This window comes from Vibrio sp. 10N.286.51.B11, assembly GCF_041469245.1.
In the GTDB taxonomy this organism is placed as follows: Bacteria; Pseudomonadota; Gammaproteobacteria; order Enterobacterales; family Vibrionaceae; genus Vibrio; species Vibrio crassostreae_C.
The window spans coordinates 95,523-109,538 of the sequence record NZ_JBFRKI010000028.1 but is presented as its reverse complement, the minus strand read 5'-3'; the positions used below and the strand labels follow the sequence as shown (position 1 = coordinate 109,538).

The 14,016-nt window shown below is 45.0% G+C and carries 18 protein-coding genes; 13 read left to right on the top strand and 5 right to left on the bottom strand.

Going from position 1 to position 14,016, the window contains the following annotated elements; translation table 11 throughout:
- Positions 1-80 precede the first annotated feature (80 nt).
- Entirely contained in the window at positions 81-401 is a 321-nt protein-coding gene (locus AB4154_RS14930) for a hypothetical protein (RefSeq protein ID WP_017067850.1), read from the bottom strand.
- A 343-nt stretch (positions 402-744) separates the two neighbouring features.
- Between AB4154_RS14930 and AB4154_RS14925 the strand changes: the two genes are divergently transcribed.
- The 9 genes from AB4154_RS14925 to AB4154_RS14885 all read left to right on the top strand — a co-directional run bounded on the left by AB4154_RS14925 (position 745) and on the right by AB4154_RS14885 (position 7,458).
- Positions 745-1,374, top strand: coding sequence for a PepSY-associated TM helix domain-containing protein (locus tag AB4154_RS14925; RefSeq protein ID WP_248376426.1), 630 nt, complete (start codon positions 745-747; stop codon positions 1,372-1,374).
- Positions 1,375-1,458: 84 nt separating this feature from the next.
- Positions 1,459-1,977 carry a DUF2271 domain-containing protein gene (locus tag AB4154_RS14920; protein ID WP_372123408.1) on the top strand — a complete coding sequence of 173 codons (519 nt, stop codon included), beginning with the start codon at positions 1,459-1,461 and terminating at the stop codon, positions 1,975-1,977.
- A gap of 118 nt (positions 1,978-2,095) precedes the next feature.
- Positions 2,096-2,932 carry a DUF4198 domain-containing protein gene (locus AB4154_RS14915; RefSeq protein WP_372123406.1) on the top strand — a complete coding sequence of 279 codons (837 nt, stop codon included), beginning with the start codon at positions 2,096-2,098 and terminating at the stop codon, positions 2,930-2,932.
- Positions 2,933-3,048: 116 nt separating this feature from the next.
- A complete protein-coding gene (locus AB4154_RS14910; protein WP_372123405.1) occupies positions 3,049-3,384 on the top strand; it encodes a hypothetical protein in 336 nt (111 codons plus the stop codon).
- Positions 3,381-3,959 (top strand): DUF6162 family protein, encoded by a 579-nt coding sequence (locus AB4154_RS14905; RefSeq protein ID WP_029235381.1) that lies wholly within the window; start codon positions 3,381-3,383, stop codon positions 3,957-3,959. Before AB4154_RS14910 ends, AB4154_RS14905 begins: the two co-directional genes overlap by 4 nt.
- Before the next feature lie 16 nt (positions 3,960-3,975).
- Positions 3,976-4,923, top strand: coding sequence for a metal ABC transporter solute-binding protein, Zn/Mn family (locus AB4154_RS14900; RefSeq protein ID WP_372123404.1), 948 nt, complete (start codon positions 3,976-3,978; stop codon positions 4,921-4,923).
- The gene (locus AB4154_RS14895; protein WP_017067855.1) at positions 4,923-5,657 is read left to right on the top strand and encodes a metal ABC transporter ATP-binding protein; all 735 of its coding nucleotides are present in this window, start codon (positions 4,923-4,925) and stop codon (positions 5,655-5,657) included. Before AB4154_RS14900 ends, AB4154_RS14895 begins: the two co-directional genes overlap by 1 nt.
- Positions 5,657-6,532: a metal ABC transporter permease gene (locus tag AB4154_RS14890; protein ID WP_136974576.1), complete on the top strand. Its 876-nt coding sequence runs from the start codon at positions 5,657-5,659 to the stop codon at positions 6,530-6,532. Before AB4154_RS14895 ends, AB4154_RS14890 begins: the two co-directional genes overlap by 1 nt.
- Before the next feature lie 2 nt (positions 6,533-6,534).
- Entirely contained in the window at positions 6,535-7,458 is a 924-nt protein-coding gene (locus tag AB4154_RS14885) for an ABC transporter substrate-binding protein (RefSeq protein WP_017062538.1), read from the top strand.
- Between the two features lie 114 nt (positions 7,459-7,572).
- On the opposite strand, the gene AB4154_RS14880 is transcribed toward AB4154_RS14885, so the two are convergent.
- Positions 7,573-7,782 (bottom strand): DUF2986 domain-containing protein, encoded by a 210-nt coding sequence (locus AB4154_RS14880; RefSeq protein ID WP_017060973.1) that lies wholly within the window; start codon positions 7,780-7,782, stop codon positions 7,573-7,575.
- 97 nt (positions 7,783-7,879) lie between these two features.
- Between AB4154_RS14880 and AB4154_RS14875 the strand changes: the two genes are divergently transcribed.
- Both AB4154_RS14875 and AB4154_RS14870 read left to right on the top strand, forming a co-directional pair.
- Positions 7,880-8,395 (top strand): GNAT family N-acetyltransferase, encoded by a 516-nt coding sequence (locus AB4154_RS14875; RefSeq protein WP_372123403.1) that lies wholly within the window; start codon positions 7,880-7,882, stop codon positions 8,393-8,395.
- A gap of 3 nt (positions 8,396-8,398) precedes the next feature.
- A complete protein-coding gene (locus AB4154_RS14870; RefSeq protein WP_372123401.1) occupies positions 8,399-8,794 on the top strand; it encodes a nitrous oxide-stimulated promoter family protein in 396 nt (131 codons plus the stop codon).
- Between the two features lie 108 nt (positions 8,795-8,902).
- Here the strand turns inward: AB4154_RS14870 and AB4154_RS14865 are convergent, their stop codons facing one another.
- A complete protein-coding gene (locus AB4154_RS14865) occupies positions 8,903-10,300 on the bottom strand; it encodes an MATE family efflux transporter (RefSeq protein WP_372123399.1) in 1,398 nt (465 codons plus the stop codon).
- A gap of 50 nt (positions 10,301-10,350) precedes the next feature.
- Here AB4154_RS14865 and AB4154_RS14860 point away from each other — a divergent pair, with 50 nt between their 5' ends.
- Complete coding sequence (locus AB4154_RS14860) at positions 10,351-11,244, top strand: helix-turn-helix transcriptional regulator (RefSeq protein ID WP_372123398.1); 894 nt, start codon at positions 10,351-10,353, stop codon at positions 11,242-11,244.
- Between the two features lie 134 nt (positions 11,245-11,378).
- Here the strand turns inward: AB4154_RS14860 and AB4154_RS14855 are convergent, their stop codons facing one another.
- Positions 11,379-12,530: an MFS transporter gene (locus tag AB4154_RS14855; RefSeq protein WP_372123395.1), complete on the bottom strand. Its 1,152-nt coding sequence runs from the start codon at positions 12,528-12,530 to the stop codon at positions 11,379-11,381.
- On the opposite strand from AB4154_RS14855, the gene AB4154_RS14850 reads away from it, so the two are divergent.
- On the top strand, positions 12,502-12,741 hold the full coding sequence (locus tag AB4154_RS14850; RefSeq protein WP_017060129.1) for a hypothetical protein: 240 nt from the start codon (positions 12,502-12,504) through the stop codon (positions 12,739-12,741). The two genes, AB4154_RS14855 and AB4154_RS14850, sit on opposite strands and share 29 nt — an antisense overlap.
- Positions 12,742-12,798: 57 nt before the next feature.
- Here the strand turns inward: AB4154_RS14850 and AB4154_RS14845 are convergent, their stop codons facing one another.
- On the bottom strand, positions 12,799-13,824 hold the full coding sequence (locus AB4154_RS14845; protein WP_372058714.1) for an AraC family transcriptional regulator: 1,026 nt from the start codon (positions 13,822-13,824) through the stop codon (positions 12,799-12,801).
- Between the last annotated feature and the right edge of the window lie 192 nt (positions 13,825-14,016).

Sequence of the window (14,016 nt, the reverse complement as noted above, 5' to 3'; positions counted from 1 at the left end):
TGTCATTTGATGGTTCAAATGACACCCTTTTTAATTTTGGCGGTTAAAGCTTTTTGAACTTTATCGTTCCAATGCGGCAGTTAAGGCTCGCACATCGTGCCGCTGGACGTAGCACTTTGAATCACGCCGCTGGTATCAGCAACCCAATTAATGGTGCAGTCACGATAAGGGTTTTTGAATGCGTGTACTGTATAACCATTGTCTAACGGTTTCTTGGTTTCAATCCAAGCATAGTTTCGAGACGCCCAAAAACTGATAGGGCGTGACCGTTCGGTGAGATAACGTTCTTGTACATCGGTTATGTCTGAACCGATGTATTCTTGAATATGTTCTTCCGTGCTGATTATTTGACTGGTGCACGCCGTCACTAGCGCAGCAAAAGCCAAAACAAAAATACGCATTTCAAATCCTTTTAAGCTTCATTAGCTATCATCAAACCAGTGATCAAATAGTCCCAACTTTCTATCCTTAAAGCTACGACTGTTACCTTAAACCCATCTCAATCAAGCATGTTGAGATTGAGCTTTTTTGAGCTTTGACCCTGTTATCAATAACCTCTAATAAAACGAATCAAATCCCTTTAGTACACGTTAGCAAGAATATGCATACAGTTCGATTACTTCCCATGTAATGTTATGTAAATTTCCTTACGCCACTCGGCAAACGTAAACAATGTAAATTGAATGCCAATACGAATGATTATCAACTAAATTGTCGCCATAAAATTTATAGGTATTGGTTTGTATGTCGTTAAAAAGTAGGGCGGTTCAGTCATGGGCTCGTCGACTTCATGTTTATATTTCTATGGCGCTTCTGTTCGTGGTTCTTTTCTTCTCAGTGACAGGTATAACCCTGAACCGACCTGAGTTATTTGAATCAAGCCAACCCAATATCCAACGCTCTACGCTAACGCTTCCTACTAGTTTATTTACGATCCAAGACGGCCGTTTAAAAGCTGACGAGACAGCCTTTGAAACGTTTCTGTTCGAAGAAGCCAACCTCTCCGGCGTTCCTTCTGGTTTGGACATCTATGCAGAGATTGAAGATGGTGAGTTGCTCATCGGTGAGGTATCTATGGACTTCAAAGGACCCGGCTACAACGCTTCCGTTTTTGTTGACGTTACGTCTGAGTTTGTAGAAGTCGAAACCACTAATTACGGCGTTATCGCATTGTTGAACGATCTGCATAAAGGTCGTAACAGCGGTGAAGTATGGAAATGGTTTATCGATATCACTGCGCTATTGATGATCTTCTTTGTGCTTACTGGCGTGTGCTTACTGTTACCTAAGAAAAAGACGCTTAATACTTCCATCAAATGGACGGTGTTTGGGTCTGCAATCTCGCTTGCTATCTATTTTGTCGCCGTACCTTAACCCTTAATTAGCTTGATGAAGTGGGTTGATGAATCAGCTTGAAGAACGAATTAAAGGTTAAACGGATTTAAAAGGTTGTTAAACATGAAAAAAATGAACTGGAGCAAGGCGCTTCTTGCTTTATCTCTTTTGCCAAGCCTAGGTATGGCACAAGCGATTCCTGATACGGCAAAACTTGATGTGAGCTTCGAGCTTCCAAAGATTGATACCTCTATGTATGCGCGTCCCTATGTGGCGGTGTGGGTAGAGAACAGCGAACGAAAGTCAGTGAAAACCATTGAACTTTGGGTCGGTAAAGATGAATGGCTGAAAGATCTACGCAGCTGGTGGAGAAAGGTTGGCCGTTACGATCGTGATCTTGTTGACGCTGTGACATCCGCAACGCGTCCAGCTGGCAAGTACCGTTTCGCTTGGGATGGTAAGAGTGATGATGGCCAAGCACTAGAACAAGGCGAGTACACGGTTCATATCGAAGTGGTTCGTGAACATGGTGGCCGTAACTACCTTCGCCAAAAAGTATCACTCACAGATTCAAACGTATCTTACGAATTAAAAGCAACGGAAGAGACGGGTGAAATCACCCTGAACTACATCGCTAAATAGTAAGTGCGAACAGTAACTAGTAAGTACGAACTAAAACCAAGCTGAACAGAATAGACAGTGGTCATCGTAGGCTCAGATAGAGCGACACGGCTAACAATTATAAATAATGGAATTGAACATGATGAAACAGACAAAAATCAAAGCACTTGCTCTAGCGGGTGTGATGGCATTCGGCCTAGCAGCAACGACAACGGCACAAGCTCACCCACGTTGGATTTTGCCATCTCACTTTACTGTATCTAAAGAAGGTGGTGATTGGCTAACGTTCGACGTGACTGCGTCTCACGGTACGTTTGTTTTTGATAAGCCTGCTGGCAGCGAAAATGCTCATGTCATCATGCCAGATGGCCGCAGCGAGCGTCCTAACTTCGTTATTCGTGGCAAGCGTCGTTCAATCTTCGACTTCTATTTTGAAGAAGAAGGTACACACAAAGTGGCGATCAACAACCAGCCGTCTTACTACACGCAATACAAAGCGGGTCGCCGTGACACGGTGAAGTGGATTAAAGCAAACAAAGCTGAGCGTGACTCAGTTCTGCCTGAAAAATCACGTGACGTGGTAACGCAGATCAGCTTCACTCGTGCAGAAAGCTACATCACGGTAGGTAAGCCAACGGATTCAGTGTTCAAAATTGAAGGCAAGCTTCTAGAAATGAAGCCTGTGACACACCCTTCAGATATCGTTGAAGGCGAACCTGTGACATTCCAGTTCTTCTACAACGGTGAAATCCAGAAAGACGTGAAAGCGGAGATTACTCGTGAAGGTACGCTTTACCGCAACCACCAAGAGCAGATTGATGTGGTGAGTGATGAGAACGGTGACATCACGTTTACTCCAGACGTAGCAGGTCGTTACGTAATGAAAGCGAACTACAAAGGTGAGTTGATTGACAACCCACTGGCAGACAAAGCAAGCGCGAACGTTCACCTAACGTTCGAAGCGCTGCTTCAATAGTCTGTGATATCGGGGCTAGATCCCTGATTAAGAATCAAAAAAACTTAAGGGCTCATTTGAGCCCTTTATCGCTCAGTTTACTTCTGAGAATTTGCACTGTGGCTAGGGTACGAACCATGACAATAAAAACAAAACTTAACGCTTTAATGACTCCTTGCTTAGCATTGGGACTTGGTTTCGCTGCATTACCTGCGCAAGCACACTTTCCACTGATGAGCTGCTGGTTTGAAGGTAAGACTGTTGCTTGTGAAGCGGGTTATTCGGATGGCAGCAAAGCGATTGATTACGCAGTTGAGATGTACGATTACGAAGACAACTTGATTGCAAAAGAGATGACAGATAATCGTTCTATCGTTGAATTCCCACATCCTGACACTGAGTTCTACCTTGTGTTCGATTCAGGTCATGAGTTTCCAGTTGAAGTTGATGTTGTAGAGATCAGTGAAAAATGATGATTCAAAGCGTACGTGCTGATACGGGCGGCAGAGAGGGCAAATGGGTAGGACTGATCATTGTGTTCATCCTTTGCTTTGCAACTGTCGCAATCCCATTTCATCAGGCTGAATCCCACGTTAAAGCAGTGCTTGATCATCAAATTCTAGTGACTGATGTTGAACAAGAAAACTTGGCGATGCTATCAGAGCTGCGTTTAGCGCATGAAGAAATCCGTGACCTGCGCATGGACTCAGATGGTGAATGGCCGAGTGTTGCATCACTTAAAGATGAATGGGTTGCCCCGTTTGTAGAAGATCAGAGTTGGAAGCGCAAAGGTTCTCATGCTTGGGTACTGGACGAGCGTGGTTATTACTTTTCTACTCCAAGTGAACAAGCTACGCCTACCGATCATGGTTTTGCGGATTCCTTTATTTTAAATGCGAACAGCGTTTCTCCTGAAATCTGGATCTTCTTGGGCGGTGTAGCGAAACAGCCCGCTACTTTTGACCAACACACGCTAGAGTCTACGGGTTGGAAAATGGTCGTGAACGAATCAGAAATTGAACAGCATCATGAAAGCGATGCTCACTAATAATAAGAGAATTACTATGCGAATTATGACTCTGTTCATGTCGTTATTAGCGGTGTTCATGGCACCCAATGCATTGGCAAAAGAATATAAGATCGACAGCAACAAGCTGACGATTGGTATCACGCTTCAACCTTACTACAGCTACGTAAAAGCAGTAGTAGGCGACAAAGTGAACATCCTTCCTTTGGTTGATGCCGGCTTTAATCCGCATAACTACTTGCCACAACCGAACGACTTGAAGAGATTGAGCCAGATGGACGCCATCGTGGTAAACGGTATTGGTCACGATGACTTCGCGCTTAAAGTGATTTCAGCCGCGCAACGTGATGACCTAGTCGTGATCGAAGCAAACAAAGAAGTGCCTCTACTTCCTGCTCTTGGTCAGTCTGTTGGTCAGTCTGTTGGTCAAGGTGCCGTTAACCCACATACCTTTGTTGGGCTTTCGACAACAATTCAAAAGGTTTACACCATCGCGAGTGAGGTCTCTAAGCTCGACCCTGACAACGCGGCTTTTTATCGTAAGAATGCACGTAAATACGCAAAGCAATTTCGCTTTATGAAGCGCGATGCGATGTTGTCATTAGGTGAGTTAGATACTTCAGGTATGAAGGTCGCGACTACACATAATGCTTATGGCTACATCCTTCAAGAGTTTGGTGTGGATGTTGCGGCAGTAATCGAGCCTGCACACGGTGTTGAACCAAGTGCTAGTCAACTGCAAGAGACGATCGAGAAGATCCGCGCATCAGGCATTGATGTTCTGTTTTACGAGTTAAACATGCCAAACCGTTTTGTTGACACAATTGAAGCGGAAACAGGCGTTCAGCTTTATCGTTTTTCTCACATGACGCACGGTGAATATGAAGACGATAAAGTCGAAGTTGAGATGAAAAAGAACCTTGAGACGTTAATCGAAGCAATGAAATTTGCGACGGCGAACCAAGCTAAAAGCGGGAGCGCATAATGTTAGGTCCATCGATTTCAATCAATCAACTCGGTCTGCAATACGACAACAACGTCATTCTTGACGATATCTCACTAGAACTTAAAGCGGGTGAGTGCCATGTAATCATGGGGCCAAACGGCGGTGGTAAAACCTCTCTGCTACGCTCTGTTCTTGGTTTGACGCCTTTCTCTGGGCAAATCAATATTCATTGGCCAGAAAAGCCAAGTATCGGTTATGTTCCACAAAAAGCGACCTTCGAATCGAGCTTGCCTTTGACGGTCATGGATTTCGTGTTGCTTAACCAAACTCGAATTCCGCTATTTTGGCGTCGTAAGTCTAAGCAATTGGATCTTGCACTCGCACAATTAGATCGCGTTGGTATGGCTACTCGTAGCGACCGCCGCATGGGACAGTTATCGGGTGGTGAGCAGCAACGCGTGCTGTTTGCCCAAGCGCTATTAGATAACCCAAGTCTACTGGTGTTGGATGAACCAACCACGGGTATGGACGAGCAGGGCGTTCGTTATCTTGAATCGCTGATTCGTGAATGTGTTGACGAGGGTCGCACGATCCTTGCGGTTCACCACGATGTAACCGCAGTACGTCGCCTTGAAGCCAATGTACATGTTGTGAATCGATTCTTGGTTGATAGTGGTCCACACGAACAGGTACTACATCCAAGTAAGATTGAAAGCTTATTCCAGCATTACAGCAGTGGTGCTGCGATGAACAAACCGAAGGAGGTTGCGTAATGGATTGGCTACGACAACTTGCCGTAAGTGGTGTTGAAGCGGGCTGGTTATCAGACAGTTTCATGTATGCCTTCATGGTCAATGCTTTGGTTGCAGCGTTACTACTTGGTCCTCTGTTAGGTGGTCTGGGTACTTTGGTGATTGCCAAGCGTCTGGCTTTCTTCTCAGAAGCCGTCGGCCACGCAGCGTTAACCGGTATCGCTATTGGTGTTTTGCTTGGCGAGCCACCAGAAAACCCAATTATTGGTTTGTTTAGCTTCTGTATGATCTTCGCGCTGCTTCTTCACTTTGTAAGAAACAGAACCAATGTGCCATACGATACTTTAGTTGGCGTTTTCCTTGCTTTAGCACTGGCAGTGGGTGCGGCGTTACTGATGTATGTTGCTCGTAAGATCAATATCCACATGCTTGAAAACGTACTGTTTGGCTCGATTCTGACGGTAACAGACCAAGACTTAGCGATTCTCGCAGGTAGTTGCGCGATCATCATCTTGCTCTTGATACCGACATTCAACCGCATTCTCCTGACTTGTATCAGCCCTGATATAGCTAAGGTTCGTGGTTACAACACCAGCTTTTACGATTACTTGTTTGTCATGATGATCACCTTAGTGACAATTGCGGCCGTGAAGATCGTAGGTGCAGTTCTAGTGGGTGCGTTATTGTTGATTCCAGGTGCGACCGCTCGATTGTTAACTAAACGTATGGGGAGCTTTGTTCTCTTGTCGGCATTACTCGCAACCATCGCATGTTTGGTTGGAACCGTGTTGCCTATGGAACTCAAACTGCCAGTGCCATCGGGCGCTTCAATCATCATCGTTTCTGCAACGTTTTTCCTAGCAGCAACGCTATACCGAATTGTAAGAAAGGCGTAATCATGACTTGTTTAATGAATCGTATCGCTAGCTCAGTAAAAGCAACGGCTCAAGTGAGTGTACTTGGTAGTGTATTAATGGCTGGTTCTGTGATGTCACTGAACGTGAATGCAGAAGACATCCTAACCAGTACACCTGTGACTTATGCATTGGCGACAGAGCTAACCAAAGGCACGGACATTACGACCGAATATCTACCACCTAAGCGCTACGGTATTGACCGTCTGCCGAATTGGTTTGGTACCAAGGGTGCGAGTAAAGTGCTTCAATCGGGTGAAAAGGCGACCGTTGCGGTAACGTTGTCATCGATCTGGCAAGCCGACCCTACGTTTGTATACGCAAGACAAAGCAATATCCGTTTAGTTGAGGTTGATGCCGCTCAAGCGATTACACCGCGTGCACAAGGCGTTGCTGCGCTTACATTGTCGAATGGTGATGTGTCTAAATACGCATGGTTAAACCCGACCAACTTAACACGTATGGCGGCGATTGTGGCTGACGACTTTAAGTTGTTGTGGCCTGCGCAAGCTGAAACGATTGATAGCAACTTACAACGTGTGATGTTGGATGTTCGTGAACTGATCAATAAGCAGCAAGCAGTATTGCTCGACAATGACGTAGATTCAGTATTGTTGCTTTCAGAAAGCTTGGAAGATTTCGCCTCTGGCAGCCAACTGTTTGTTGAAGAACGCATGTTCAAAGCTGAACTGGAATGGACAGAGCAGGACAAAGCCAAGCTTAAAGAGATGTTTTCGGAAGATGATGCTCTATGGTTAGTTACAGCGAAAAAGCCAAGCAACTTGATTAAATCATTGGTACCGAATGAGCGTATCTTGGTAGTGGATTCTGTTGATCGTTGGGGCAGAGCGGGAATCAACGCAAAAGCACCGTTTGCCCGTTGGGAAGTGCAGCCATTCAAAGGCTAACCAGCGCGATTAAAAATGGTAGGATCAAAAAAGCAGCCCAATTTGAGGCTGCTTTTTTGTTCTTGTCTGTTGGCTCTGAAAAGAGTGTCAGACAAGAGGACTGCGAGTATAAACTTACTCTGCAGCTTTTGTCTCTTCAGCTTCAACAGTTGCTTCTACTGAACCTTCAGCTTGCTCTTGAGCTGCTTTCGCTTGTTCTTCAGCTTCCATTTTTGCACGGTCAGCTTTAGAGATGTAGCGAGGCTTGTTGCTACTATGCAGTTTAGAATTCGCCTGTTTCTGCTTCTTTTTTAGAATTTGATTGATTTTTTTCTTACGGTTCATTGCTGCATAGCCTTGTATTTAGTTTAGGCGGTGGAGGATAATCATTTTAGCTCTAGAACTCAATATTTACATGGTATTCAGCAAGGAAAATATCACTATGCAGTCAGTCGAGACCGAACGTTTAAGATTAAGAATGATCACACCTCAAGATGCGGCGTTTATTCAACGACTATACAGCTCAGAAGATTTCCTGCGTTACATTGGTGATAAGGAAATCAACAACACTGAAAAGGCTGTCGAGTACATTGAAAACAACATTCTTAAGATGCATGAAGAGAAGGGTGTCTGTTTGTTGATGGTTGAAATCAAAGAAACTTCAACGCCAATTGGTATCTGCGGATTAATAAAAAGAGACACCTTAGCGTCGCATGATATTGGCTACGGGTTTGCTCCTGAGTTTTATGGTCAAGGCTTTGCCCAAGAAGCCGCGGAGGCGATAATTGAACAAGCTAAGCAGAATGCTGATATCGATCATTTAGTTGCCATCACTACCTCTGATAACATTCGAAGTATCACACTACTGACTAAGTTAGGCTTTGTGTTCGAGCGAGTTGAAGATGTGGTAAGCGAAAGCGTTAATCTCAACCTGTACGGTTTCTCATTAGGTAATTAAAACATGTTCCAACATAACAATATTCTACAAGGTGAGCTCGCAACGGAGTACAAAACCGTTATTGCGATGGTGCACATCTATTGCAAAGATCACCACGGTGAAGTTCGTCAGAATAACGCGTTATGTGAGGAGTGTGAGCAACTGTTGCGTTACGCCGAAACACGACTGGATAGATGTCCTTATGGCGAAGCAAAACCGACCTGTAATAAGTGTCCGATTCATTGCTATAAACTAGACCCGAAAGAGCAAATGCGATTGGTGATGCGCTATGCCGGGCCAAGAATGCTACTTAAGCATCCGATATTAGCGATTCGACATCTGATTCATGAGAAACGGAAAGTGCCTGAAAAGCCGTTGCCGAATGTGTCAAACCGCCATATCCGAATGAACAAGAAGTAAGTGGCGCTTTAAAGTAATTTCTAAAGAAATGCAAAAGGTCTGATTTCTCAGACCTTTTTTATGTAGATACGTTTTATCTAAGTTTGAATATAGCCAGGTAACTGAAACTTACGCCGCTTGAGGCTCTTCGTAGGTCACCGTTAGGTTGTTGATCCAGCGTCGGCTCAAGTAACGGTGTGAACAGATGGTCAATTTCACGACTTCTTCTACCAACATTAGACCATAGATGTATTTAAAGTCCCATCCAGCGACAAACGCGCCGTAAACACATACTGGAATGCCCACCATCCACATCGCGATGAAATCCATGCGAAGGCAGAACACATTATCACCACCAGCACGAATAATACCGTTAATGATCACCATGTTGAGCATGCGAATCACGACCGCAAAGCACATGATCATCATCGCAGGTGAAGCAAGCGGGTATAAAGCGTCTTTGGTCAGGTTTAGCCATGACAGAACGTGCTCTTTACCCATAAACAATAGCAAGCCTACAACCGCACCAAAACCAACCACGGCTTTGATGAACGTCAGACCCATACTCATAGCGTCATCAAACTCATCACGACCGAGTGAGTGACCAAGCAACACGGAACACGCTACAGAAATACCAAAGAATATCGAGTAACACAGCGACTCAAAAGGCGCGAGCATAGAGAACACAGCAAGTTCCGTTGTGCCCATGTGACCGAAGATCATTTGGTATGCCATAGTACCCATTGCCCATAACACGGCATTCATCGTTAGTGGCAAAGCAATACGACGGTAAGACAACCATAATGACGGACGATGTGGTGAGCTAGGCGTGGTTAACAACCAGTGTTTACGCATGCGCATATAGCCATACATCAAACCCACTTGAATCAAGCGCGCTAAAGTGGTTGCCAATGCCGCACCTGCAACGCCGATCGCTGGAATACCGAAGGCACCTTTAATGAGTACGAAGTTAAGTGCGATGTTGAGGGCAATCGTGACCGCACCAAGCAATAGTGGTGTTACGGTGTCACCTGATGAGCGCATGCTTGCTTCTACCACGACCACAATGTGAGTCAGCAGAAGGACAGGGAATCCATACCACAGGTAAGTCGCGCCAAGTTCAATCACGGTTTGATCGCTGGTCTGCAACATCATTAAAAACTGAGAACCAAGAGTGATGATTGCAGTAACAGGCAGCAGAACTTTTAAGCCAAACACCATTGCGATAGATGATACCGTTCGCGCGCTTTTTCGGTCGTTCTTTCCCCAGTATTGAGCGACTAATGTTCCGTTTGCTGAGGCCAACCCTGCCATAATCATAATAGCAACGAAGTGCCATTTTGATGCAATTCCCACAGCCGCAGCTGCTTCCATACCATAATCACTGACCATTAATACGTCAGCAAGGGCAAGAATAGCGACAAGCGCACTTTGTAAAGCAACAGGTAAACCCAGTTTAACGATACGAGGTAAGATGCTCTCTGGCTTGTTATTCATAGATGAGTTAGGGTTGATGTTAGTTGTCATAAGCTCTCCGATTTATGGCAGAACTATAGTGATTTGAGCGAAGTAACAACATGTTTAAAAAACAACAAAACCTGTGCGAATCCGTCATTGATTCAATGAGACCAAAATCAACTTGGCATGATGATGTTTTTCTCGCTGAACAGTGCAAAGAACGTTTTTTGACCGTTGAAGATATTCCAGAGATGAAAAGCTTTGGTGTCTATATGGGCGGCATGGCGAAGCTATATGATGGCTACTGGGTTGAGCGCGAATCCGTTAATGTTCATACGTTGATTTTCACTATGGAAGGTGGCGGCATTCTAACAACCGCAACATCGGTCCAAGCGATTACACCTTATACACTCGTGGTGCTTCCTGCTGAAACCCCATTTCGTTTTGAACTCGATCCTCAATATAATTATTGGAAAATGGCGTGGATGCTGACGCCTGACACCAAGCAATGGCAGCACATAGCAAGTTTAGGACAGGGGATTGTGCCTTTTGGAGAGTGTGAGCAGATCTGGTCATTAATGAACTTGGTTTACTTTGAGATAGGCGGTAGAGCCAGTTACCGTAAGTTACTCTTGAGTGAAATTATCCGAACATTGACGGGGTTTGAGCCTAAGTCGACCGGCACCACTGCACGTGTTCAAGCGCTCTATAACGAAATTGAAAGTAGTCTGCATCAGCCATGGACAGTGGCAGGGATGGCTGAAAGAGTGTTTATCAGTGAAGAGCAACTCAATAGAGTCACCAAGACGCTATTCAACCTCTCACCACGCAGTAAATTGATTCAATTACGCATGGACAAAGCCACCAGTCTACTGAAATATCAAGATTGGTCAGTTTCTATGATTGCTAATCGCTTAGGCTACAAGGATCCTTATAACTTTTCGCATCGTTTCAAAAAGCATTTCGGTTTGTCACCCAGTCAATATCGAAAGAGCCATCGACTTCTTGGTTAGCCTTGCACGATGAAATGAGAAGTGTGGGAGAAGAAGGTTACATATAGGCATGAGTTGAAAAGAGCCCTTCGCTTAGACATAAAGTCTGAACTCGGAGCCCTAATGACACGCATCTAGTGTCTGTCTATTTAAGCTTACTCGCCTGCAATCTGTAGGTGAGAGCGCTTTAGGCTAGCAATCAACATGTAGATCGTTGTAGCAAGTAGAGACGCGAACAGGTAAGTGAACAATCCTGCTTGTGAATCCATAAAGCTGTCTGCAACGATTGGTCCCGCAACAGAACCGATGCTGTAGCAAAGTAGCATGATTTGAGTCACTGACACCAAGTAGCTTGGGTCAAGGTTACGGCAACCTAAGTTAATCGCGATTGGGTATAGCGCAAATGTGGCCATGCCTAATACGAACAAGCTCATGCCTAGTACGTAGAAATCGTGATTGATAGTCAGCACACCAATGCTTGCAACCCCTAGCAGGCAGAACAGAGCCATTAATAACACTTGTCCTACGTGGTGAGATAACCAAGTCACCATCGGCTGTACAGCCATACCACCCATGATAACCAAAGCCATCAAACCACCAATGTCTTCGTGTGCAATGTTACGTTGAGCAAGTTCAACTGGCATCAAGCCGTAAATCGCACCTAGCGTTAATCCGGAAACAATGCAGCCAATTAGCGCGCTGTGGCTTAATTTGCTGATCTGCTTTAAAGACAAAGATTGCGCATCGTGGATCTGTGGTGGAGTTGCTTGTCCGTACATCAGCACAATGATCGCACCAAACAGAAGGGTGAACATTGCGATGAAAGGTACGCCACCAGTAATACCTAAGTAACCGATACCAAGCTGACCAACTGCAGAACCGCCGTACAGTGAACACATGTAGATAGCGAGACGTTTTGCGCGTTGTGACTCGTCACCGCTCATTAGCCAAGACTCTACAATCACGAAGATACCTGCAACCGCCACACCAGCCACAAAGCGAGCTAGTAGCCATACTGCTTGGTGTGGGATCAATGGCAATACAAGGATCGTTGCGATGAACACACTCAATACGATGACGAACGCATCTTTGTGGCCAACACGCGCAATGGCACGTTCAATCAATAATGTACCAGCCAGTAGACCTGCATAGAATGCACTCGCCAACCAACTCGATAGATCTTTGTCTAAGCCATACTCAGACAGCATTAATGGTAATGAACTCATTAAGTAGCCTGAAGCGATCGCGTAAAAAGACAATGCAATAACAGGAACAGTTATGCGAGTTGTTGGTTGGATGTTGTCCAATGCAGGAGCCTCTGATAGTAAAAGAAACGATGAATTTTCCGCGACTATGGGGGAGAAACTGAATTGGGTAAAACAAATAAAAATGGTCGTTAAGATAAAAGAAATTTATCGACCAACTAAACTAAAATACGGTTGCGATATTTGGTGGTTTGGCGAGATTTTATGCGGGCAAAAAGTCGTTAAGCCGTTGTTCATTGGTGGTTTAATTTAGAAAAAGATTGCAGCGTGATTGTCTTTTTATGATTTGGATTGAGTGGGATTTTAAGTGTTAGACCGTTTCTTTACGGTATTGACGTGGCGAGCTTCCACTCCACTTACGAAAGGCATGTCGAAAGTTAGCGCTGTCTGAAAACCCAACGCGCTCAGATATCTCTTCAATGCTCATTTGAGTTGAAGAAAGGTAGTGTCGAGAAAGGTGAAAACGAACGTGGTCCAGTATCTTCTGGTAGCTGGTATCGGCTGCTTTCAGGTGACGACGCAGAGTTCGAGAAGACATGCCCAGTTCTGAAGAAATGGATTCTATAGAAGGGTAACATCCTGGCCTTTCAATCAGCATCTGAGAGACTTTCTCTTTGAGGCTACTGGGTGCACTGACTTTTGCCAACATGTCATCACACGATTTTAAGCACATCTGTAAAGTGATGGGGTTGGCGGTAGGAAGAGATGAATACAAGGTGGTTGCGTCGAACTCCCATTCAAGCCGGTCACTATTGAATTCAACCGGGCAGCGGAAAATCTCTGTGTATAGATCGCCGTATTCAGGTTTTGGATAGGGGAAGCGGATCACTTGAGAAGGAAAGGGCTGCTGTAAGACCTCTTCGCACAAACTGTGTATCGCCGAGAACCAGTATTCACAACAAAAGGGCAGTAAAGAATCGAGTTCGATAAGTTGCTCTGCGCGAAAGTAACCAATGTTGTCTTCTACAGACATGGTTTTCCTGAGGACAGGGCCAGCAAGTTGCAGATACTTAAACCCGATTAAAAAGGCATCGAGTAGTGTTTCGCTGCTAAACACCGCATAACCGAGCACGCCGAAATCGCTGAACCTCGCTTGTTGGCCAACTTTAAGCCCCAATCCGTCTTCGTTGGAATTCGCTAACGCATTACTGAACACAGCAAGCTTTTGCGCCAAAGTGATGTGTGTATCGGGTGTGTTGAGTTGGAGAGCATCGATGTTACTTCCTTCGAGCAACTCTTCGATACTGAGAACAGGCGACAGGTAACGATGCAGCAACTGAAGATCCAGAATGCCGAATGCTTGCATGTCGGGTTCGTAAACTGCGGTGTATTCCATAAGCTGCCTCTTGTTGAATATCGATATCTTAACCGAACTTTTAACATTTACGCCTGTTGCTTGTTCTCACTTTCGCAAGCTTGTTCCAAATTTTGGTTTATGTGTGCAAGGTTTTATTGGGCTAGCGCAGGCTGTGTCCGAATATCACCGGTTTTTGTCTTTTTGAAACCTGTTCGAAATGTTATCGAAATG

What these genes read in the sequence shown, in the direction of transcription:
- AB4154_RS14930 (WP_017067850.1), bottom strand. Translation starts at nt 401, where the DNA reads ATGCGTATTTTTGTTTTGGCTTTTGCTGCGCTAGTGACGGCGTGCACC.
- AB4154_RS14925 (WP_248376426.1), top strand. Translation starts at nt 745, where the DNA reads ATGTCGTTAAAAAGTAGGGCGGTTCAGTCATGGGCTCGTCGACTTCAT.
- AB4154_RS14920 (WP_372123408.1), top strand. Translation starts at nt 1,459, where the DNA reads ATGAAAAAAATGAACTGGAGCAAGGCGCTTCTTGCTTTATCTCTTTTG.
- AB4154_RS14915 (WP_372123406.1), top strand. Translation starts at nt 2,096, where the DNA reads ATGATGAAACAGACAAAAATCAAAGCACTTGCTCTAGCGGGTGTGATG.
- AB4154_RS14910 (WP_372123405.1), top strand. Translation starts at nt 3,049, where the DNA reads ATGACAATAAAAACAAAACTTAACGCTTTAATGACTCCTTGCTTAGCA.
- AB4154_RS14905 (WP_029235381.1), top strand. Translation starts at nt 3,381, where the DNA reads ATGATGATTCAAAGCGTACGTGCTGATACGGGCGGCAGAGAGGGCAAA.
- AB4154_RS14900 (WP_372123404.1), top strand. Translation starts at nt 3,976, where the DNA reads ATGCGAATTATGACTCTGTTCATGTCGTTATTAGCGGTGTTCATGGCA.
- AB4154_RS14895 (WP_017067855.1), top strand. Translation starts at nt 4,923, where the DNA reads ATGTTAGGTCCATCGATTTCAATCAATCAACTCGGTCTGCAATACGAC.
- AB4154_RS14890 (WP_136974576.1), top strand. Translation starts at nt 5,657, where the DNA reads ATGGATTGGCTACGACAACTTGCCGTAAGTGGTGTTGAAGCGGGCTGG.
- AB4154_RS14885 (WP_017062538.1), top strand. Translation starts at nt 6,535, where the DNA reads ATGACTTGTTTAATGAATCGTATCGCTAGCTCAGTAAAAGCAACGGCT.
- AB4154_RS14880 (WP_017060973.1), bottom strand. Translation starts at nt 7,782, where the DNA reads ATGAACCGTAAGAAAAAAATCAATCAAATTCTAAAAAAGAAGCAGAAA.
- AB4154_RS14875 (WP_372123403.1), top strand. Translation starts at nt 7,880, where the DNA reads ATGCAGTCAGTCGAGACCGAACGTTTAAGATTAAGAATGATCACACCT.
- AB4154_RS14870 (WP_372123401.1), top strand. Translation starts at nt 8,399, where the DNA reads ATGTTCCAACATAACAATATTCTACAAGGTGAGCTCGCAACGGAGTAC.
- AB4154_RS14865 (WP_372123399.1), bottom strand. Translation starts at nt 10,300, where the DNA reads ATGACAACTAACATCAACCCTAACTCATCTATGAATAACAAGCCAGAG.
- AB4154_RS14860 (WP_372123398.1), top strand. Translation starts at nt 10,351, where the DNA reads ATGTTTAAAAAACAACAAAACCTGTGCGAATCCGTCATTGATTCAATG.
- AB4154_RS14850 (WP_017060129.1), top strand. Translation starts at nt 12,502, where the DNA reads ATGCGAGTTGTTGGTTGGATGTTGTCCAATGCAGGAGCCTCTGATAGT.
- AB4154_RS14845 (WP_372058714.1), bottom strand. Translation starts at nt 13,824, where the DNA reads ATGGAATACACCGCAGTTTACGAACCCGACATGCAAGCATTCGGCATT.